Source organism: Pseudomonas sp. CBS, assembly GCF_024734645.1.
Classification (GTDB): Bacteria; Pseudomonadota; Gammaproteobacteria; order Pseudomonadales; family Pseudomonadaceae; genus Aquipseudomonas.
Genome location: NZ_CP102929.1, coordinates 7,043,403 through 7,066,533 on the forward strand (window position 1 = coordinate 7,043,403; position 23,131 = coordinate 7,066,533).

Consider the following 23,131-nt stretch of genomic DNA (forward strand, 5'->3'; position numbering starts at 1 on the left):
GCCTAACTCCCATACGTGACACACGTCGCCAGTTCCCCATGGGCAATAACAAAGAAGGAAGCTTCCTGATGGTCCGCTGCAAACCACCGGTCAACCTGAATGCCCAAGGCCCTGGCGGCCAGACGATCCTGCGCCTCAAGCCAGTGGCCCAAGCGATTGCCTTGTTCATGGTGGCAGGCAGCGCCCACGCGGCGACAGCGTTCAGCTCCGGCTGGTTTTCCGATAAGGGCGCCTCCCAGGCGGCGACGGCGGCCCGCCTCAACGGGGCGCAGGTGCCGGGGGTTCCGTCGTTGAATCAGCAGGCGCGGGTAAACCAGCAACTGGCGCGTTCCATCAGCACGCTCAACAACAGTGTCGCGGCGATTGCGGCCCAGCAGGCGGCGCAGGCCGCTGGCCGGCAAGCGGCGCTCGGCCAGGTCTCGACGATTCCTGACGGCCTCGGCAAGGGCGGCTTGCAGGTGGACAACAGCCTGACCCAGGGCTGGACCAACGCCAAGGGCCCGACCCAGAGCCAGTCCGGTGGCAAGACCACTGTCAGCATCGAGCAGACCGCCGACAAGGCCATCCTCAACTGGGAAACCTTCAACGTCGGACGCAACACCACCGTCGATTTCCAACAGCAATCGAATTGGGCCGTGCTCAACCGCGTCAACGATCCCGGCGCACGCCCCAGCGAAATCCAGGGCCAGATCAACGCCCCCGGCACGGTGATGATCATGAACCGTAACGGGGTGATCTTCAGCGGCAGCAGCCAGGTCAATGTGCGCAACCTGGTGGCGGCGGCTGCCACCCTCACCGATGAGCAGTTCACTCAGCGCGGGATTTATGTGGATGCCAACGGCACCCAGCCGACCTTCACCGACGCGGCGGGCAAGGTCGAGGTGCAGCGCGGCGCGTTGATCCAGACTCACAACCCGGCCACCTCCACCGACGCCGGGGGCTATGCCTTGCTGTTGGGCTCTGAAGTCGAGAACGCCGGCAGCATCATCACCGCCAAGGGCCAGGCCACCCTGGCCGCCGGCGACAGTTTTTATATCCGCAAAGGCGTCGGCACCACCGGCAACGACCGCTCCACCACCCGTGGCAATGAAGTGGCCACCAGCCTCAAGGCCGGCAGCACGTCAGGCAAGGTCAGCAACAGCGGCCTGATCATGGCCTCGACCGGCGACATCACCCTCACCGGGCACCAGGTGCAGCAGAACGGCGTGGCCCTGGCCAGCACCTCGGTGGATACCCGTGGCACGATTCACTTGCTCAACGCCGCCAGCGATGCCACCGGCAGCGTGACCCTGGGCGAGGGCAGCACCACGGCGATCCTGCTGGACGCCAGCGGCAGCACCGCCCTCAACAGCCAGAAGGACAATGGCCTGAGCAAGCTCGACGGCCTTCCCGCCAACCTGATCACCGGCCAGTTCAACAACCTCAGTACGGTGGCCGACCGCACCGACCAGTCGCGGATCGAGATCGTCAGCGGCGGCACCGTGGATTTCCAGAACGGCTCGATCACCCTGGCCACCGGCGGCCAAGTGGCCGTCAGCGCCAGCCAACGTAGCCTGGTGCGCGACGGCGCGATGATGGATGTGTCCGGCGCGATTGGCGTCAAGGTGGCGATGGAAGCCAACAACATCAAGATCAACGTGCAGGGCAACGAGCAGCGCGATGCGCCGGTCAACCGTGACGGCGGGCAATTGATCAACAACGACGTGTGGGTCGACCTGCGGGACCTGGTGTTCGTCCCGGCCGGCACCAACGGCTACGCGACGGACCGCTGGTACACCGCTGGCGGGCTGCTGGAAGTTGGCGGTTACCTGGGCACCCAGGGCCACTCGATCGGCGAGTGGATGGCCCAGGGCGGCACCGTGACGTTCACCGGCAAGGACGTGGTGACCCAGCAGGGGGCCCAGATCAATCTGTCGGGCGGTACCGTCGATGTGCAGGCCGGCTACATCCGCCAGACCTGGCTCAAGGGGCCGGATGGCCAGCTCTACGAGCTGTCGAAAGCCCCGGGAGACATTCTCTACTCAGGGATCTACAAGGGGTTTGAAGACACCAGCACCCGCTGGGGGCGCACCGATTATTACTACAACCCGCTTGTGGCCCAGCAGAGCCGCTTTGAAGCGGGCTATACCGTGGGCCGCGACGCCGGCAAGCTGGTGGTGGGTACCAGAAATGCAGTGCTGGAAGGCCAATTGGTCAGCGATGTGTTCCAGGGTGATCGCCAGACCCAGGCGCCGACTATCAACCTCGACGGTTATCAGCAGTCGCAGAAGGCGATGGCCCAGCGGGCGCAACTGATCATTGGCCAGTACACGCCGATCTACAACAAAAGCACCGGTACGCTGCGCTATGCCCTGGCCCCGACCATCGATCAGGTGTCGATCGAAAGCGCCACGCAGAAAATCGCCGATGGCCTGGACCTGACCACGGCGCTGCCGGCCGGGCGCCAGGGCAAGCTGGTCCTCGACAGCGAGCAACTCAATGGCTATCGGTTGGGCGCGATCAAGGTCGGCGCGAAGCAGCAGATTGACGTCAATGGCGCACTCAGCGTGGCCGATGGCGGCGACATCACCCTGTTCGGGCCGCGGGTTTCGGTCAATGCCAACCTGACGGCCCACGGCGGCAGCATCAACGCGGGCAACCTACTCAATCAGGTCGACCTCGATCGCTCCAACGTGGTTGGCGATGTGATTCTGGCCGGTAACGGACGGCTTGATGTGGCCACCGGGGTCAAGCTGGACAGCTCCGGACGCTGGAACAATCTGGCGTTGAACCCATCAGCCAATGACGGTGTGGCCTCTATCAACGGCGGCAAGGTGTCGCTGCGCAGTACCGGCGATGTGCGCCTGGCGGCCGGAAGCGTGGTGGACGTATCGTCCGGCGCCACGGTTGGCCTGGATGGCAAGGTCAGCGGCGGCAAGGGCGGTAACCTCACCTTGGGTGGGCTGGGGGCGCTGGCGCTGGGCGGTGAAATTCGTGGCTATGGCGTGAATGGCGGCGGCACCCTGGCCTTGCAGGCGAATAACGTCCTGATCGGCGACCGTAGCGGTGCACCCCGGGCCGATACGTTGCAACTCGCCGGGGATTTCTTTAACAAAGGGTTCTCGGCCTACGACATCACTGGCAATGAAGGGCTGATCGTCGCCGACGGCACCCAGGTGGATGTCACGGTACCGGTTTACCGTTTGGATGAAGACGCTGCGACCTTACCCGGCAGCCGTGATGCCTATAGCGTCATGAAACGCTGGACCCCCGAGTTGTATCAGCAGGATGCGGCCAAGGGCGTGTTGACCCAACGCCGTGGCGCAAGCCTGGCCCTGACGGCTGGCGAGTTAAACGCCACCGCCGCGCAATTGGCAACCACCGCCCTGACCGTGGGGCAGGGCGCAGTGATCACTGTTGACCCAGGCCAGGCCATCAACCTGCGCAGCATTGGTCAGCTGACCATGGACGGTACGCTGAATGCGTGGGGTGGCAGCGTCAGCCTGGAGGGCCTGGCCATACAGTCGTCGGAGCAGGGCAATGCCGCCGGCCATGGCCGTTCTATCTGGGTGGGCGAGCACGCGGTGATCGACGTGGCAGCCCGCGCGGCGACCGCCGTCGACAACCGTGGTCGCAACTATGGCCAGGTGCGTGATGGCGGCAAGATCAGTATCGGTGGCGACATCGACCTGTCCACCGGCATTGCCAAGGCCGGTGACGTATTCGTGGTGGTGCGCGAGGGCGCGCGGTTGGACGCCTCCGGTACCCAGGCATTGCTGAATGTCCCAGGGCAAGGCGTGGTGCCGGTCGCCAGTAACGGCGGCGGCATCAGCCTGGCCTCCAACAACGGCCTGTACCTGGACGGCAGTTTCAATGCCAGGGCCGGTGGCGCTGGGGCGGCGGGCGGTACGCTGTCGGTGGCCCTGGAGAGCCCGTACTACAACAAGAGCTTCGCCAGCGCCCGGGTGCTGAAGGCCCGGGAACTGATGCTCGGCCAGACCCATCAGGCCGGCGTCTTGCCGGGTACTGCGGAACTCGCCGCCGACAGCCTGGAATATGGCCATGGGCGCCTTGGCGTTGATCAAGTCACGGCCGGCGGCTTCGATAATCTGGCGCTGCTGAGTAACGGCCTGCTGAGTTTTGATGGCGACGTTTCGTTGAACATGGGCCAGAGCCTGCGTTTGTACAGCGGCGCCTATGGGCTCAGTGAGCGGGCTGCCGCCAACTCAAGGATCAACCTGTCGGCACCCTATGTGTTGTTGGCCGGCATGCTCGCCCCGATAGACGTCAAGGAAGGCTATGTGCGTGCGGTGTCGGTTTTGCCCAAGCCATCGTTGCGGGCTACCGAAGCACAGTTCAATGCCAGCGCCAACCTGCTGGATGTTCGCGGCAGTGTGATGTTTGGCAGCAAGGGTAATGTGCCTCAGGCCAATAACCAGCTGGTGGGCCTTGAGCGTCGAGGCTTCGACCAGGTGCAACTGACCAGCCAGGGCGATTTGCGCTTTCTCGCCGGGGCCGACAAGGACGCGATTACCCCAGGCATCAGCACCCAGTTGCTGACCCAGGGCGACATGACCCTGCGCGCCGCGCAGTTGTACCCGGGCACTGAAGTCAGTGCGCGGGTGATCGCCGGCTACCTGGGGGAACTCAATAGCAACAACATTACCTTCGACCCGTCCCGTACGTTGAGCATCGGCCGTAGCGGTCTGGCTGACGCGGCCATCCCGTATTCTGCATTCGGACGCCTGCAACTGGGTGCGGCCACCGTGCGTCAGGGCGGTGTGGTGCGGGCGCCCCTCGGGCTGATCGACATCGGCAGCCTGGGCAGCAACCAGGTGCAGTTGTTGCCCGGCAGCGTGACCTCGGTGAGCGGCAAGGGGCTGGTGCTGCCCTATGGCGGCACGCTCGATGGGCAGGTCTACAAATACAACGGCAAGACCCTGAGCTTTATCGGTCAGGGCGGTATCGCGCCGGGGGGCAACGACCTCAGCGTGGGGGTGATTCTGGGGGGCAAGTCGGTGGCGGTGTTGCCCGATGCCACCCTGGACCTGTCCGGTGGCGGCGAGCTGTTGGGAGCCGGGTTCGTTTCAGGCCGCGGTGGCTCTACGGATGCGCGCTATAGCCCGCTGGTGCAGTTTGGAGCCAATGGCAGTTTTGTCTTGCCGGGCCTGGGGACCAACCCGATCTACGCGATCGTACCCGGTGTGCAGCCCGGGGCCGCGCCGATCGCGGCGGAAGGCGGTGCGGTTACTCCGTTGATCGGCCAGCAAGTGACCATCGGCGCCGGCGTGCCAGGGCTGCCGGCGGGTACCTATACCCTGATGCCCTCCACCTACGCGTTGATGCCAGGGGCGTTTCGCGTCGAGATCAACGGCTTGGCCGGGCAGGGCAGCGATACGGCCACCCAGTTGATGCGCAATGGCTCCTGGTCCACCGCCGGGCGGCTGTCGATCGCCACTACATCCATCAGTGACAGCGTGGCCAGCCAGTTGATCCTGACCTCGGCCGACACCCTGCGCCGCTACTCCCAGTACAACGAAACCGGTTACGCGAAGTTCGCCATGGCCGATGCGGTCAAGCAAGGCGTGCCGCGCCCCATGCTTGAGGTGGATGCCCGGACCTTGAAACTGGCGCTTCGCCCAGGCAACGGCGCAGACGCGTTCTCGTTCGCCGGCACCGGTCGTTTTGACGCCGCTGCCGGTGGCTATGGCGGCACCGTGTCGGTGATCGCGCCAACCGGCGTCGGTATCGAAGTGGTGGCGGCCGACAAGGCGGCCACGGCAGGCTTCAACGGCATTACCTACAAGGCCGACAGCCTCAATGCACTGGGGGCCTCGCGCCTGATCGTAGGCGGCATGACCCAGGTGCAATACGGGCAGTCCGGCAACTATATCGTCTTGGCGGGCGGCCTCAATTACCCCACCAGCAGCATCACCCTGCGGGAAGGCGCCACACTCGCCGCGCCGGAGGTGTTGCTGGTCAGTAACACCGGGGCGATCGTCCTGGAGCAGGGCGCGTCGATCAATGCCATTGGCCGTGGCAAGGCCAGTTACGACGCGCGTGACGGGTTTATCTATCAGGTTGCCAACCTGCTGGCGGTGTCCAACGGCCTGCTCAACGCGATCAGCGCGCCGAAGACCCAAGGCGAGATCAGCGGCGGGATCAAGATCGGCGTGTGCGCCAGCGGCACGTGCAACGGGCAAACCGGGTTGTACTCCGAAGGCAGCATCGTGGCATTGACCGACAACACCTTCCAGCTGGGTGATCAGGTGCGTTATGGCACCCGTCACCTCAACCTCGGGGTGAACACCATCAACGTCGGCAGCGTCGAGGCCCTGGCCGCGGCGGCAGCCGGCAATCGCCTGCCCGCCGGCCTGACGCTGAGCCAGTCCCTGCTCAATCGGCTACTGCGCGGCGATACCCAGTTCGGCGCGCCGGCCCTGGAAACCCTGCAACTCTCGGCCCGCGATGGCTTCAATTTCTACGGCAGCACCTCGCTGGACACCTACGACCCGCTGACGGGCAAGTCGCTGCTGAGCAACCTGATGCTGTCGACGCCGGCGATCTATGGCGCCGGAGGTGCCGGGGATGTGGCAAGCATCCACACCGCCAACCTGATCTGGCAGGGCGCGAATACACCGCCGGGCGCGGTGGTGGCGGGCGGTGCGGGCACCGGCAGCGGGCGCCTGGATATCATCGCCGAGCGCATCGAGTTGGGGTATGGCGATTTCGCCCAGCCGAGCAGCACCAAGAGCTTCGACCGCCTGGCGCTGGGCTTTGCCAACGTCAACCTGAATGCCAGCGAACGCATCACCGCCAACCACAAAGGCAGCCTGTCGGTGTATCAGAGCCAGGGCGGCTATGACCCGGTGAAAGGCTTCCAGTACAGCGGCGGAAATCTCACTATCCTCACGCCGTTGATGACCGGTGAAGGCGGCTCGCTCAACCGTATCACCGCAGGCGGGGCGATTGATGTGGCTGCCTCGGCGGGCCCGCGTGGCACCGCTGACGGCTATGGCGCGGAGCTGTCCCTGCAAGGCGAGAGCATTCGCCTGGCCGGTGCGGTCGTGTTGCCCAGCGGCAAAGTCAGCCTCGGTGCTCGTGGCGATGTGGTACTGACCGACGCGGCGTTGATCGACGTCGCCGGTCGCGCCATGGCGTTCAACGATGTGACCCAGTACGGCTGGGGCGGTGATGTGCTGCTGGACAGCGTCAGCGGCAATATTTTCCAGGCGGCGGGCTCCACTATTGACCTGTCTGCCACCCACAACCGGGCCGGCAAGCTGCGGGCCGTGGCCACGGATGTGGCGGGCGGGATCGTTGACCTGCAAGGCAAGGTCCTCGCCAGCAGCAGCGGCAATTACGACGCCGGCGGCACCTCCATGCCCTACGAGGCCGGTACCGTGGAAATCCAGGCCCAGCGCCTGGGCAACAGCGGGTCTCTGGACCAGCAGTTCGCCGACCTCAACCAGCGCCTCAACCAGGGCCAGGTATTCGGTACCCGCAGCTTCCAGCTCAAGCAGGGCGACCTGACCATCGGCAATGGCTTGAAGGCCGGCATCATCAACGTCTCCGTGGACAATGGCAGCCTGCGGGTCACCGGCCTGGTGGACGCCAGTGGCGAGCGGGTCGGCAGTATCAACCTGGCGGGCAAGAACGGCCTGACCCTGGACGGCAGCGCCGTGCTGGACGCCCATGGCAGCGCGCTGCGGGTGGACAGCTACGGCAAGATCATCGACTCGCCGAACCGCGCGATGGTGGTGCTGGGTTCCGGCAACGGCCTGTTGACGCTGGCGGACGGCGTGCGTATCGATCTGCGCCACGGCACGGGTGCGGTGAAGGGCAACGACGGTCGCAACCGCGGCACCCTGGAGCTGAGCGCCCCCCGGCTGGTAAATGCCGACGGCAGCAGCAATGATATCGCTATTGATGCGCGAGGCCATCTGGCTATCCAGGGCGCACGCTCGATCACCCTCAACGGCATGGCCCGCTACGACGATGCCCCGGTCAATACCGAGCCTGCCGCCAGCGGGCGGCCGTACCAGGTGATCGACCAGGCTTACCTGGACAGCAAGCACGTCCTGAGCACGGCGTTTATCAACGCTGCGCTGCTTAACAATGACCTGCTGCAGAACAAGCTCGCCGGGTTGAATAACGCCACCTACGCCGATGCGTTCCACCTGCGGCCCGGGGTGGAAATCGTCAGCAATACGCCGGACGGCGACCTGGTGGTGCAGGGCGACCTGGACCTCTCCGGCTACCGCTATGCCAGCCTGAACCCCAGCAGCCGGAAAACTTCGGTGTATGGCTCGGGTGAATCCGGCAGCCTGATTTTGCGTGCCGGTGGCGACCTGAATATCTATGGCAGCATCAACGACGGCTTCGCCCCGCCGCCCGAGACAGTCGACGACAAAGGTTGGGTGCTCTTGCCAGGCGTTGACTTCACCGGTGGCGATATCGTGGTGCCGGGGCACGGTGTGACGCTGGCCGACGGCACAGCCTTCCCGGCGGGCACGGTGCTCAATTACGACCTGCCCATCAAGGCGGTCGGTGTGGCGGGCGGCACCCGTTTGCCGGTGCGAGCCACGCTGGACCAGAATCTGCAGTTACCCGCCGGCACCGTGTTGGCAGCCGCTGTGCTCGACAGCAGCGGCAAACTGCTGTTCGCCGCCGGGACCCTGCTCGATCAGGCGCAGACCCTGGTGGCAGGCACGCAATTGGAGGCCGGCACGCTGCTGACTCAGAACACCCTGTTAAAGGCGATGACATGGCCCAAGGGCGTGCCGTTGCCGACGAATTTCCAGGCGGCGAATCCTAACGGGAATGTGGTGACCCTCGATGGCAACGTCGTGCTGCCACGGGGTGCCCTGATTCCTTCCGGGACCAACGTCAAGTTGATGGACGGCGTCACCTCCGTGCAACTGCGTCCGGAGGAAGCGGGGCGCCAAGGCAAGCAGTGGGCCATTTCGCCGATGCTCGCCGAGGGTTCGCAATCCTGGTCCCTGCGCCTGGTGGCGGGGGCAGACACCGAGGCTTCCGACAGCCGCCTGTTGCAAGCCCATCCGCACAGCGGCGACTTGCGCCTGGCCGACAGTCACTACGGCATGTTCGCCAAGGAACTGCCCTTCAAGGGCGTACAGACCTGGACGGCGGCCTCGGTGGAAGTGCTGGCGAGCCTGGGCGTGGAGGTCAAGGAGGGCGACCCGATCGACCAGGCCGTGCTCGACGCGCTGGGTGGCGGTACGATCGAGTCCTTCTGCTCCGATACCCCGGAATTCTGCGCGATCAAAACCAACTACGTCTGGACCAAGGCGGCCGAGGAAGAACTTGCCTTGAGCGGCATCTTCGTCAAGGCGGGAACCCCCATCGAGCAGAAGTTCCTGGACCAATACGAGATACCTTCCGTCGACGGTTTCTGTACCGATACGCCGAGTTACTGCCTGGCACAGAATGCCAAGGAGTATGGGGCGACGCCTTCCAGCACGCGCTTCAGCGTGATCCGTACCGGTACCGGGGACCTGCAACTGCTGAGCGCCGGCGACTTGAGCATGGACTCGCTGTACGGGGTCTACACCGCCGGTACCTCTTCCACGGCGACCCGGCCCGGGGACCCCTACAACCAGCCCCGGGCCCTGGCTACAGGCAGCACCGTACTGAATGACACCAACAGCTATTTCGAACAGTTCGTCAACGGCGGCACCGACAGCCTGTACCGTGCCTGGTACCCGGAGGGCGGCGGCAATCTGAGCCTGAACGTCGGCGGCAACCTCACCGGGAACATTGTCGGGTCACTGGCCAGCGGTGTGTTCCGGCCTGACCCGTTGGACGCAGGCACCGATACCGCGGACATCGGCAATTGGCTCTGGCGCCAGGGCAGTGGCGCAGTTAACACCGGTGGCCAGGCTCAGCCGACCGCGTGGTGGATCAACTTCGGCACCTTCGTCGCCGACAGTGAGGCCGGTGGTGCCGACCGGGCTGACAAACTGATCGGGTTCACCGGCTTTGGGACCCTGGGTGGCGGTGATGTGAACGTGCAGGTTGCAGGCGCTGCCGGGCTGCTCGCGCCTATGGCCGGCAACGCCATGTTGTCCAGTGCCAACCCGCGCAGCCAGGGGCTGGTACTGGCGGTCGGCGGTACCGGACGGGTTGCTGCAGACGGCAGCCTGCAGTTGACCGGTGGCGGTGATTTGCGCGTGCATATAGGTGGCGCACTTAACGCCGGAAGTGACCTGACCAGCTCGGCGCAGAACGGCGTGCTGGTGGACTTGCGCGGCAATGCCCAGTTGCAGAGCGGCGCACTGGGCAAGATCAACCTGGGCTACGGCAGCAATGCCGGCAACCAAAGCCCCGGTGAAACCCGGGCATTCGATCCGTTCCAGTCCACCCGCGGGTTAGCTGCCGCAGGCATGACCCTGGCGCCAGGCGACGCCACCTTCAGCCTCGCGACCCTGGGCGACCTGGTGCTGCAAAACGTGGTCGATCCGGGCCGTGTGGTGTTGCTGAACAACGCGTCTTTCACCCGTGGCGACGAGCACGGAACAGGCACCAGCTGGTTCTCGTTATGGACCGACCGTACCGCCGTCGACCTGTTTTCCGCCGGGGGCAATCTGACTCCGGTCACGGCGGGCGCCGCGTCCGACCTGGCAGTGGTCTACCCCTCGATTCTTCGTGCCACGGCCGCGAGCGGCAGTTTCTACTATGGCAAGGCAGCCACTGACCAGACCTCGGATTTGTTCTACCGTGCGCCGTTGTTACTCGCCCCCGGCGCGAATGGGCAATTGCAGTTCCTGGCCCAGGACTCGATCTATGCCGGCGGCCTGTTTGTCTCACCTTCGACAGCCAGCCCAGGTACCCTGGCGACCCCCTGGAACCCTGCCTTTGTCGGGCAGATTGGCGGCCAGGTACTGGCGGATGGCAGCAACCTGTCGGCCGGCGGAAACCCGGTGAGGGCGGGTATGCCGTTGCCACTGTTTGCGTTTGGTTCTGCCAGTGCCTCGGCTGGCGCTCATACCTCTTCTGAACCTTCGCGTTTCTATGCGTTGACCGGGGATATGGTGGGTGTCAGCAGTGGTCGGGTCATTACCTTTAACGACGCGCCTACAGCGCTTCATTCGGGGCAGACCTGGTACGAAGGCGGCGGGGCGGTATGGATGATGGCGGGCCGGGACATTGTCAGCAGTGGCAGCGGCTTTGATCGCATCGTCAGTGCCGACAGCGTCCAATCCACCGGCAACCTGTTCATCCACAACAACCCCAATGACATTTCCATCGTCTCCGCCGGGCGCGACATTCTGTACAGCAACTTCCAGGTGGCTGGCCCCGGTCTGTTGGAGGTGACGGCGGGCGGCAATATCCTGATGTCCGGGCGTGATCCGGCGAAGGGGGGCGAAGTCAGCATCACCAGCCTGGGGCCCGTGGTCCCGGGCGACAATCGCCCCGGCGCGGGCATCGTCATGCAAGCAGGCGTGGGTCCCAACGGCCCGGATTACCGGCGCTTTGTCGAGGCGTACCTTGATCCGGCCAACCTTGTTCAGCCAGGCGAAGCCCTGTCGATCCAGGGCGGCAAGGTCGCCAAGACCTATGAGAACGAACTGGTCACCTGGCTCGCCGAGCGCTTCGGTTTCGTCGGCACTCGCGAGCAGGCCCGTGTGGTTTACGCCGCGCTGCCTGCTGAACAACAACGGGTGTTCGCCCGTGAGGTTTACTTCGCTGAACTCAAGGCCGCAGGCCGTGAGTACAACGCAGTGGGCGGCGTGCGCCAGGGCAGTTATGTACGGGGGCGGGCGGCGATTGCCGCGCTGTTCCCGGACAAGGACGTGGCCGGCAATCCGATTGCCTACAAGGGCGATATCACGCTGTTCGGCGGCTCCGGTGTGCATACCCGTTTCGGTGGTTCGATCCAGATGCTGACCCCGGGTGGCGGGCAGACCTTCGGCATCGAAGGCGCGGCACCGCCGTCCACGGCGGGTGTGATCACCCAGGGCGCCGGGGATATCCAGTTGTATTCCATGGGCAGCATCCTGCTGGGCCAGAGCCGCATCATGACCACCTTCGGCGGCTCGATCATGGGCTGGTCCGGCGAGGGCGACATCAACGCCGGTCGCGGTTCCAAGACCACCGTGGTGTACACGCCGCCCAAGCGTGTCTATGACAACTGGGGCAACGTGACCCTGTCGCCGGCGGTGCCGAGTACCGGGGCGGGGATTGCGACGTTGAATCCGATTCCTGAAGTGCCTGCGGGGGACATCGACCTGATCGCGCCGCTGGGCACCATCGATGCGGGCGAGGCGGGGATTCGGGTTTCGGGCAACATCAACATCGCCGCGTTGCGGGTGGTGAACGCGGCGAACATTCAGACCCAGGGCAAGTCGTCCGGGGTGCCGGTGTCGGCGGCGGTGAATACTGGGGCGATGAGTTCGGCCAGTGCGGCCGGTGCAGCGGCGTCCCAGGCGGCGGAAGATGCCGCGCGTAGCCAGCAGGCGGCGGCCAGGCAGGGCCGGGCGTCGATTGTCACGGTGGAGGTGTTGAGTTTTGGCAGTGAGCCGGTGCAGCGCGGGCATGAGGACGCGAGCCGGGCGCCGGGCTACAACCCCAACAGCCCGGTGCAGGTGCTGGGGGCTGGGCCATTGAGTGACCAGGCGCGGGCGCGGTTGACCGATGACGAGCGCCAGCAGATCAGTTTGTAGGTTTAGAAAAGGACCTCTCGTTGTATTTGGGGTGATCATTGATCGCCCCTTTTTTTGTCTCGGTTACGGTGGGGCCTTGAGGGGCTCGAACGTCTTGCCGGTTTTGGTGAGCGGGGGGATTACTGTGTACATATCCGTTTCTTCGATAACGGCTACTTATGGTTCCGCTCTTACAGCGGGTCACTTTTGGCAAACGCCCCAAAAGTAACCAAAAGGTCTTTGCCCCACCACTCGGTGCCTCGCCTAGGCTCGGCATGCCCGCACTCCGGCCCGATTCCGCGGGCCGCCGCGACGGGCCATCCATGGCCCGGCGCGGCTAAATCGGCATCCCTGCCGATTTACCCGCTCCACCGTGCCTGCTTGCGGCCATCGTGGTTGACGGGGCCCGCAGATCAAAATCAAAAGCAGATCAAAAGCAGAGCACAGCGGCCTCCCGGCCGGCTTGAGTGTTAAAAGCAAAAGCAAAGACCAGAGCGAAAACAGATCTGCTTTTCTGTGGGAGCGGGCTTGCTCGCGAAAAACCTGAGAGCGCCGCGTTCATCCAGAATGCCAACGTCATCGTTAACGACCTTCGCGAGCAAGCCCGCTCCCACATTTTTGATCGTGCCCGCTTTAGATTTTGATTTGGCTTTTGCTCTTCAACAGGCCATCGCGGTTGACGGGGCCCGCAGATCAAAATCAAAATCAAAAGCAGAGCACAGCGGCCTCCCGGCCGGCCTGAGTGTTAAAAGCAGAGGCAAGATCCAGAGCGAAAACAGATCTGCTTTTCTGTGGGAGCGGGCTTGCTCGCGAAAAACCTGAGAGCGCCGCGTTCATTCAGAATGCCCGCGTCATCGTTAACGACCTTCGCGAGCAAGCCCGCTCCCACATTTTTGACCGTGCCCGCTTTAGCTTTTGATTTTGCTCTTCAACACTCAAGCCGGCCGGTAGGCCGCTGTGCTCTTGCTTTTGCTTTTGATTTTGATCTTAGGCGCCCCGTTAAACCACGCTGGCCGAACGCAGGCTTTGGAGCGTGGGTAACCTGGCAGGACGCCAGGTTAGCCGTCCTGGGCCAAGGATGGCCCATGACGGCGGCCCACGGTCCAAAGCCGGAGTGAGGGCACACCGAGCCTAGGCGAGGTGCCGAGTGGTGGGGCAAGAGCGTTTTGCTTACTTTTGCGCTCTTCAAAAGTGAGCCGCTGTAAGAGCGGAACCCTAAGCCGCCGTTACCTAAATAACGGATATACACACACCACCATCCCCCGCCCAAAAAAAGAAGCTTTTATGACAAAAGTTCGGTAGCCCCCGGTGCCCCCAGTCTTGGCTATGTAACGCGCTCAACACCGCCAAACAGGCGATGCCAGAAGCGCAAGCAGGATGCCAGGAGTGGGGCGAATGGGAACTATGGAACGTTACTCGAAAGTCGGCATGCAGGAGCTCGACCAGCGCCTGTCAAAGATCGTCGAAGCCGCGCGCAAAAAGCCGGTCTCGGTCTACCGCTATGGCGCACCGTGGGTATGGATCGTCTCCCAGGACGACTGGCAAGGCGCGCTCAAGGAAGTCTCCAGCTACATCCCCGCAGGCCATTCATTGGTCCTGCTGCGCCCGCAGATCGACGAAATCCTCGACCACCACCGCGACCTGCTCCAGCCCGAACCCGGCACCCAGATCGCCCCACAAACCATCTTGCAGATCCTGCTGCTGCAACTCCTGTACGCGGTCCCCAACGAACAGCAACTGCACGAACAACTCAACTACAACCTGCTGTTCCGCTGGTTCGTCGGCCTCGACCTCAACCAGAAAGTCTGGGGCATCAACCTGCTGCAACGCGACATCGCCACGTTCCTGAATAACCCGCAGGCGGTGCAGTTGATCCAGAAAATCATCGGTGAAGTGTTCTGTGGCGCCTTGCTGCACATGCCGGAGTTCTCCCTGAACTTCGCCCTGCTGCACACCTGGCTCGCCCGGCACGGCAACACCTCGATATCCAGCAATTGAACAGGCCAAACGCCGGGCAAACGGCGACGGCACTCATTCTTAGTAGACCAGGGGGCGGTGTGGAGCATCTGTTCAAATCAACGCTGGCGCTGTGCTGGCTGACGCTGGGTGCACTGGCGCAACCCGTGCAGGCCGAAGAGCAGGGCGCACAGCCCGAAACTCCGGCACGGCGGGTGGACGTCAACGAGTACTTCGTGCGCGGCAATACCGTGCTCGATGCCCGCGCCATCGAAGAGGCGGTGTACCCGTTTCTCGGCCCGCAAAAGACCCTCGCCGATATCGAAGGCGCCCGGGATGCCTTGCAGAAGATCTATCAGGAGCGCGGCTACCAGTCGGTGTTCGTCGAGCTGCCGGAGCAGAAGGTCGATGACGGTATCGTCTACCTGCAAGTCAGCGAAACCAAGGTCGGCCGCGTCCGCGTGGTAGGCGCCAAGCACTATTCACCAGTGGAAATTCGCGAGGAAGTGCCAAGCCTGAAGGAGGGCGCAGTCCCGGATTTCGCCAGCGTGCAAACCCAACTCGCCGGCCTCAATCGCAGCGCCGGGCGCCAGGTCACACCGTTGGTACGCGAAGGCCAGCGCCCCGGCACCATGGACGTCGACCTGCAAGTGGAAGACCAGAACCCGTGGCACGCCAGTCTCGGCCTGAACAACGACTACAGCGCTGACACCAAGGAGCTGCGCAGCGTCGCGACCCTGGGTTACGACAACCTCTGGCAACTGGGCCACAGCATTTCCCTGACCTACTTCACGGCGCCCCAGGACAGCGAGAACGCCAAGGTGTGGTCGGGTGCCTACACCGCGCCGCTGAGTGATCGCTGGAGCCTGCAATTCTCCGGTTATCAGTCCGACAGCAACATCGCCACCATCGGCGGCAGCAACGTATTGGGCAAGGGCCACTCCTACGGCGTGGCGGCGATCTACAGCCTGCCGGCCAGCGGCAACTGGGCCAACTCGTTCTCGGCGGGTGTGGACTTCAAGGACTTCAAGGAACAGATGAAGTTTGGCGGCAGCACGGACGATATCCCGCTCAAGTACGCACCCTTGACCTTTGGCTACAACGGCTACCGCTACACCGAGCAGTCGCAGCTGGGCCTGGGCTTGAACCTGATTGTCGGGACTCGCGCGTTTTTCGGCTACGGCAGCGACGCCGAAGAGTTCCAGTACAAGCGGGACAAGGCCAGCCCGAGTTTTGCGGTGCTCAAGGGCGACCTGAATTACACCTACACCTTCGGCAGCGACTGGCAGGCGGCGTCCAAGGCCGGTTTCCAGTTGGCCTCGGGGCCGCTGGTGTCCAACGAGCAATATTCCGCCGGCGGCGCTACCTCGGTACGCGGTTATCTCGCCGCCGAGCGCACCGGCGATGAAGGCTACCTGCTCTCCCAGGAGCTGCGTACGCCTTCGCTGGCCAAGTTCCTCGGCAGTTACGTGCAGGAGTGGCGCTTCTACGCGTTTGCCGAAGGCGCGCGTCTGCGCCTGCATGACCCGCTGCCCGAGCAGGAAGACGAATACAGCCTGGCCAGTGTCGGCCTGGGCACCCGCGCCAGTTTGAGCAAGTGGTTGTCCGGCAGCCTGGATTGGGGCTACCCGCTGCTCGACGGCCCAAACACCCAGAAACAGGACTCGCGACTGCACTTCAGTGTGCAGGCGACTTTCTGACCCCTTTTTTCGGAGACTCCTGACATGCAACGCCTATTTCTGAGCCTGTTGATCTGCCTGGGCTTCGCGCTCCCGGCCACCGCCCACGCCTGGTGGCAGGACGATTGGCACTACCGTAAACAGATCACGGTGGACACCACCTCCCAGGGCGCGGCCATCAGCCAGGCCCTGGGCCGCACCGCGTTGCTGGTGCGCCTGCACACCGGCAACTTCACCTTTGACGGGGTCAAGGACGACGGCGCCGACCTGCGCTTTGTCAGCGCCGATGACAAGACCGTGTTCAACCACCAGATCGAAAGCTTCGACCCGCTGATGGGCATGGCGCTGATCTGGGTCGATGTGCCCAAGGTCGAAGGCGGCCAGCGCCAGGACCTGTGGATGTACTACGGCAATCAGAAGGCTCCGGCTACTGCCAACGGCCAACTGACCTTCGACCCGAACTACACCGCGCTCTACCACTTCGACGGCGCCAACGGCACGCCGCCCCGGGACACCACGGCCTATGGCAACACCGCCTTGAACGCCACCGGTGCGAGCATCGACGGGGTGATCGGCCGTGCGCTGCAGTTCAGTGGCCAGCCGTTGCTGTTGCCGGCCAGCCCGTCGCTGCAACACGCCGCGGGCGCTGCGTTTACCTTCAGTGCCTGGCTGCGCCTGGACCAGGCCGGCGGCGAGCAACTGATCATGGCCCGTCGCGAGGGCGCTCACGGCCTGTTGCTGGGCTTGAACCAGGGCATGCCGTTTATTGAAATCGACGGCCAGCGCGCCGTCTCGATCCAGCCGCTGAACCCGGGCCAATGGCAGCACCTGGCCTTCACCGCCGAGGGCGACAAGGTCTCGCTGTACGTCAACGGCCGTGAGACCGCGACCCTCGCAGTGGCGATGCCGGCGTTCAATTCGCAATTGGCGATCGGTGCCGATTTGCCGGAAGCCGCCAGCGGTCATCTGCCGTTTACCGGGGCCATGGACGAGCTGCGCCTGTCCAAGGTTGCGCGCCCGGCAGCACTGTTGCTGGCCGATGCTACCGCCCAGGGCGCCGAGTCGAAACTGGTGACTTATGGCGTGGATGAAGAACAGTCGGGCTTCGGTTTTGGCAGCCTGGGCTTCCTGCTCAAGGCGGTGCCGGTGGACGCCTGGGTGATCATCCTGGTACTGGTGGGGATGATGTTCCAGTCGTGGTTCATCATGATCCGCAAGAACCGCCAGGTCAGCCGTGTGAGTGCCGCCAACGATCTCTTCCGCGAGGAATTCGCGCAGATCGGCACGCGCCTGGAGATGTACTACGACGACGCGTTGCTGGCCGAGCGCCTGACCCATTCCTCGCTGTGGCGCCTGTACCGGGTGGCGGTCAAGGAAATCCGTACCCGCCGCGCCCAGGGCGCCGACACCTCGTCGGTCTCGGCAGCCACCATCGAAGCCATCCGCTGCTCCATGGACGGCGTGCGCACCCGGGAAAACCAGCAGCTCGGCGCCAAGCTGTCGACCCTGTCCAACGCCATCGCCGGTGGCCCGTATATCGGCCTGCTCGGCACCGTGCTGGGGATCATGGTGGTGTTCCTCGGCACGGCGATGGCCGGTGACGTGAACATCAACGCCATCGCCCCGGGCATGGCGGCGGCCTTGCTGGCCACGGCCATGGGCCTGTTTGTCGCGATCCCGGCGCTGTTTGGCTACAACCGCCTGATTACCCGTAACAAGGAAGTCAGCGCCGACATGCGCGTGTTCGTCGACGAGTTCATCACCCGCCTGGCGGAGATGCACGGCGAGGGCCAGCACAGCGAAGCGGCGCACCGTCGCGACCACCACGCCCACGTCCCGGCCTGAGGAGAATCAGCATGGCTTCCGTGAATGCCTCCCACGACGATGACGATGACGCACCCGTCGACAGCATCAACATCACGCCCCTGGTGGACGTGCTGATGGTGGTGTTGGTGATGTTTATCCTCACCGCCACCGCCCAGGTCTCGGGGATCCAGATCCACCTGCCCAAGGCCAGCGCTTCGGTGTCGCTGTCCGAGGCCAAGACCAAGGCCATCTCGGTGAACGATGGCGGCCAGGTATTTCTCGACGCTTACCCGGTGACCTTGCCGGAGCTGGAGGAACGCCTGCGCATCGAGAAAGCGTTGAACCCGGACTTCCCGGTGATCGTGCGCGGCGACGCCATGGTGCAGTACCAGAAGGTTATCGAAGTGCTCGACTTGCTGCGTCGCCTGGAGCTGTCCCAAGTCGGGCTGGTCACCGGCAAACCGAGCCAGGGCTGAGTCATGACCGCACAGATGCCGATCACGCCGACGCCCCTCAAGAACACGCCGCCGTTGCGCCCGCTGAAGTGGGGCATTGGCCTGCTGCTGGGGGCCGTGGCTGCCTGGTTTCTCTGGCAGTGGGCCAATGATATGAGTGGCGTGCGCCGCGAAGCGCCCAAGGTGCCGACGATTATTCCGCTGCCGCCACCGCCACCACCGCCGCCGGAAAAACCCAAGGAACCGGAGCCCGAGGTGCAGGAGAAAGTCCCCGAGCCGGAGCCCACCCCAGCCCCCGACGAGGTCAAGCCCGAGGAAGAAGCACCGCCTTCGCCGGCGGACGACCTGGCCAACCCGATGCAGATCGACGGCGACGCGCAGTCCGGCAATGACGGTTTCAACATCGGTGCCGGCAAGGGCGGCGGCATGGCCGGTTCTGGCGGTGGCGGCCTGGGTACCGGGACGTTCAAGCAGTACCTGGCCGGGGTGTTCCAGCGCCTGCTGCGGGAGGACCCGGAGTTACGCAAGAAGGCCTACACGGTGCAGGCCGACCTGTGGCTGAGCGCAGACGGCGAGGTGACCCGCGTGGAGCTGGCCAAGTCCAGCGGCGACCCCGAGACCGACGCTCAGGTGCTGGCCGCGTTGCGCGCCACACCGCGCCTGAAGGAACGCGCACCCGCGTCATTGACCCTGCCGGTACGCCTGTCCCTCAAGGGCCGGCGTCCGGATTGATCGAACCCTTTTTTGCAGTTTTCTACAGGAGTTGTGTGCAGATGATTTCCCACGTGAATCGATTGACCCTGGCGGTCGGCATGGTCATCGCGACCCTGGTCGGCCAGGCGACGGCCGCTACGACAGCGCCTTCGGAAAACGCCACGATCAACCTGATCCGCCTGCTGGTGCAGCAAGGTGTGCTCAAGCAGGAGCAGGCCGACGGGCTGATCGCCCAGGCTGAAAAAGAAGCTCAGCAGGCTCGCCAGGCGAGCACCGCCACGGCGATAGCGGCTGGCCCTGCGACTGCCCCTGGCGATGTGCGGGTGCAGTACGTGCCGGCAGCGGTGCGCGACCAGATTCGCGACCAGGTCAAGGCCGAAGTCATGGCCACCGCCAAACAGGAAAACTGGGCCCAGCCCAACACCTTTCCGGACTGGGTCTCGCGCATCAGCTTCGACGGCGACATTCGCCTGCGGGATGAGTCGCGCTATTTCTCGGGCAACAACAGCAACGAAATCGTCGACTACGCCAAGCTCAATCAAAACGGGCCCTACGACGTCAACAAGAACACCAATACCCAACTGCCGCCGTTGCTCAACACCCGCGAAGACCGCGAAAACCTGTTCCGTCTGCGCGCCCGCCTGGGCATGAAAGCGGTGATCTCGCCGGAATGGACCGCGGGCATTCGCCTCGGCACCGGCAACGACAACAATCCCGTGTCCACCACCCAAACGTTGGGCGGCGGTTTTGGCAAGAAAGACATCTGGCTCGACCAGGGTTACCTCACCTGGAAAACCACCGACTACATGACCCTGACCGCCGGGCGATTTGCCAACCCGTTCTATTCCACCGACATGATGTATTCCGGCGACCTCAACTTCGATGGCGTGGCGGCGATCTTCAACCACAAGCTCAACAGCGACTGGGGCCTGTTCGGCATCCTCGGCGCGTTCCCGGTGGAGTACAGCCCCGACACGGCCACCACCAACGGTTTCGACAAGGACGAGAGTGAAAACAAATGGATGTTCGGCGGGCAGATCGGCGCCGACTGGAAGATCACCCGCAGCAACAGCCTGAAAGGCTCGATGGCCTACTACCACTTCGGTGACATCCAGGGCGAACGCTCCAGCCCTTGCTCACCGTGGGCTGGCCAGCCGGCGTGCGACACCGACGGCACGCGCCTGGCCTTCATGCAGAAGGGCAACAGCGTGTTCCTGCTGCGGGACATCGCCCCCAACCCGGCGACACCGGGCCTGACCCCGCAACCGCAATTCGTCGGCCTGGCGTCCAAGTTCAATGTGCTGGACCTGAACCTGGCGTGGGACAGCGAGCTGCCGGAAGACCTCAAGCTGCGCAGCCAGACCAACTTCATCCACAACCTGGCCTACGACAAGGGCGAGATGCTCAAACGCAGCGAAGGCCAGATCGTCAACAACCTCAACAGCGACGGCCAGTTTGAAAGCGGCGGCAATGCATTGCTGGTGCAGTTCACCCTCGGCAGTGCGCTGGAGATGCGCCGCAAGGGCGACTGGAACGTGCTGGCCGGCTACAAATACATCCAGCCGGATGCCTTGCCGGACGGTTTCAACGACTCCTCCTTCCACCTCGGCGGCACCAATGCCAAGGGCTATTTCATCGGCGCCAACTACGGCCTCGACAAGAACATCTACGCCAGCGCCCGTTGGCTCAGTGCCTCCGAAGTGTATGGCGCGCCGTTTGAAGTGGATGTCATGCAACTGGAACTCAACACGCGCTTCTGATGCGCCGGAGAAAGCTCATGAACACGCGAATTTGCGGCCTGCTTTTGCTGCTCGTCACCACCGGCGCTTCGGCTGAAGGCATGGAGGAGCGCCTGCGCACCCAACTGCGCAGTACTACCCAGCAGTTGCAGGCGCTGCAAAGCGAGCAGGCCCAGGCCAGTGCCGCGCGTATCGCCGCCGAAACCCAGGCCAAGCAGGCTCAGGCACAGATCAAGCAACTGACCGCCGAGCTGGAAAAGACCCGGGGCGTGGCTGAGCAACTGGTCGGCCAGCAGCAGAACCTGCACAGCCAGGCCCAGGCTCAGGTGGCCGCCAGTAATGAACAGGTGGGCAAGTTCAAGAAAGCCTATGAAGACTTGCTGGTGATCGCCCGGGGCAAAGAAACCGAGCGGGCGCGCTTGCAGGCGCAACTCACGGAACGTGACACACAAGTGCAGCAATGTTCAGTCAAGAATCAACAGATGTACGGCGTGGCCCAGCAATTGCTGACGGCCTACGAAAAAATTGACGTGGCCGACGTGATGAGTATCCGCCAACCGTTCGCCAGCAGCACCCGGGTCAAGTTCGAGGAACTCGCCCAGGGTTTTGGTGATGGTCTATACCTTAATCGGTTCGATGCTCCACAGACCGTCACTAATCATTGATCAACAAGGAAGAGACCACTATGAGCGACGTACAACTGATCACCAGCGTGACCCCGCAATCCCTGACCGAGCTGCTGCAGGAAGCCGGCTACCGGGTCAACCAGACCGAGCAGAACGGCATCGTGCAGTTGCTCAGCGCCAGCCAGGGCATCGGCTTTGCCGTGCGTTTCGGCAACCGGTCGACAGAGCAGGGCAGCTACGTGGACTTCACCTACAGCTGCGCGCTGCGGGTGCAGGGCGAGTTGCCCGAGGGTTTGGCCCAGGTCTGGAACGCTTCCCGGCGTTTTGCCCGCTTGTCGTTGCAGGGTGAGTTCCTGCTGATGGAGATGGACGTGTTGGCCGCCGGCGTGGGCGCCCCGTACCTGCGCAACCAGCTGGAATTGTGGGACCGCCTGCTGCAGGAATTCATCGTCTACCTGCGTGAATACAGCCAGCAGGCCGCCCAGCTTCAGGCCCAGGCCGACGCCGCGCCTGCCGTCGATGCCCGTGAAGAGGCGCCTGCCCTGTGAAGAAACCAACCCTGGTGATCGGCGCCGGCGCCCTGGTGGTGCTGGCGGTCGCGGTGGGGTTGAGCCTGCGACCGGGCAGTGACCCGGTCGCAGCCCAGCAGCCGGCGCCGGTGGCCGTGAAGGACGGGCCGGCGGTGGCGCGCCTGGGCAACCAGCAGATTGACTTGGTTGAACTCAAGTCGGTGCTGGCCGCCTTGCCAGTGGAAACCCGCGAGCAACTGCGTGGCAACCGCGGCGCCCTGGAAACCTGGCTGCGTTCGCGTCTGGCGCAAAAGGCCGTGCTTGAACAGGCCGATGCCCAGGGCTGGCGCCAGCGCCCGGAAGTGGAACAGCAAACCCGCGCGGCCACCGAGCAGATCGTGTTTCGCGACTACATGTTATCGGTCAGCCAGGTGCCGGCGGATTACCCCAGCGCCGCCGAATTGCAGCAAGCCTATGACAGCGGCAAGGCGCAATGGGTGACACCGCCGTTGTACCAGGTCAGCCAGATTTTCCTGGCCGTGACCGACCCGCAAGCCGTCGACACCGTACGCCGTCAAGCGCAGGAATTGAGCCGCAAGGCGCAAGCCTCGCCGGGCGAGTTTGCCGCGTTGGCCAGCCAATATTCCCAGGACCCCGACAGCGCCCGGCGCGGTGGCGATTCCGGGATGCAGCCATTGCAGCAACTGGTGCCTGAAATGCGCGGTGTCGTGGCGCGGCTCAAGACGGGCGCGGTGTCGGAGCCGGTGCAAAGTGCCGCGGGCTTTCACGTGCTCAAACTCACCGGGCAACAACCGGCGCGCACCGCCACGCTGGATGAACTGCGTGGCCGCCTGACCGAGGCCCTGCGTGCGCAACGCCAGGAGCAAATCGCCAAGGCCTACCTGGAAGGCATGCTGAATACCGCCACCTTGAGTATCGACGGCGCCGAGCTGAACAAGGTGCTGGAGTAAAAACGTTTCACTGCATTGGATGCACAGTACCC

At 64.0% G+C, this 23,131-nt stretch carries 10 protein-coding genes; all 10 read left to right on the top strand.

Going from position 1 to position 23,131, the window contains the following annotated elements; genetic code table 11:
- Positions 1 to 68: 68 nt before the first annotated feature.
- The gene (locus NVB75_RS32230) at positions 69 to 12,665 is read left to right on the top strand and encodes a filamentous hemagglutinin family protein (protein ID WP_258345010.1); all 12,597 of its coding nucleotides are present in this window, start codon (positions 69 to 71) and stop codon (positions 12,663 to 12,665) included.
- 1,383 nt (positions 12,666 to 14,048) lie between these two features.
- Positions 14,049 to 14,642: a transposase gene (locus NVB75_RS32235; protein WP_258348819.1), complete on the top strand. Its 594-nt coding sequence runs from the start codon at positions 14,049 to 14,051 to the stop codon at positions 14,640 to 14,642.
- A 59-nt stretch (positions 14,643 to 14,701) separates the two neighbouring features.
- Complete coding sequence (locus NVB75_RS32240; RefSeq protein ID WP_258345012.1) at positions 14,702 to 16,300, top strand: ShlB/FhaC/HecB family hemolysin secretion/activation protein; 1,599 nt, start codon at positions 14,702 to 14,704, stop codon at positions 16,298 to 16,300.
- A gap of 24 nt (positions 16,301 to 16,324) precedes the next feature.
- Positions 16,325 to 18,124 carry a DUF2341 domain-containing protein gene (locus tag NVB75_RS32245; RefSeq protein WP_258345013.1) on the top strand — a complete coding sequence of 600 codons (1,800 nt, stop codon included), beginning with the start codon at positions 16,325 to 16,327 and terminating at the stop codon, positions 18,122 to 18,124.
- 11 nt (positions 18,125 to 18,135) lie between these two features.
- Complete coding sequence (locus NVB75_RS32250; RefSeq protein ID WP_003211540.1) at positions 18,136 to 18,561, top strand: biopolymer transporter ExbD; 426 nt, start codon at positions 18,136 to 18,138, stop codon at positions 18,559 to 18,561.
- Between the two features lie 3 nt (positions 18,562 to 18,564).
- Positions 18,565 to 19,272 (top strand): energy transducer TonB, encoded by a 708-nt coding sequence (locus NVB75_RS32255; protein WP_258345014.1) that lies wholly within the window; start codon positions 18,565 to 18,567, stop codon positions 19,270 to 19,272.
- A gap of 41 nt (positions 19,273 to 19,313) precedes the next feature.
- Positions 19,314 to 21,014 (top strand): putative porin, encoded by a 1,701-nt coding sequence (locus NVB75_RS32260; protein ID WP_258345015.1) that lies wholly within the window; start codon positions 19,314 to 19,316, stop codon positions 21,012 to 21,014.
- 17 nt (positions 21,015 to 21,031) lie between these two features.
- On the top strand, positions 21,032 to 21,658 hold the full coding sequence (locus tag NVB75_RS32265) for a DNA repair protein (RefSeq protein WP_177078431.1): 627 nt from the start codon (positions 21,032 to 21,034) through the stop codon (positions 21,656 to 21,658).
- A 20-nt stretch (positions 21,659 to 21,678) separates the two neighbouring features.
- Entirely contained in the window at positions 21,679 to 22,167 is a 489-nt protein-coding gene (locus NVB75_RS32270; RefSeq protein WP_258345020.1) for a YbjN domain-containing protein, read from the top strand.
- A complete protein-coding gene (locus tag NVB75_RS32275) occupies positions 22,164 to 23,099 on the top strand; it encodes a peptidylprolyl isomerase (protein WP_258345021.1) in 936 nt (311 codons plus the stop codon). Before NVB75_RS32270 ends, NVB75_RS32275 begins: the two co-directional genes overlap by 4 nt.
- The last annotated feature ends 32 nt before the right edge of the window (positions 23,100 to 23,131 follow it).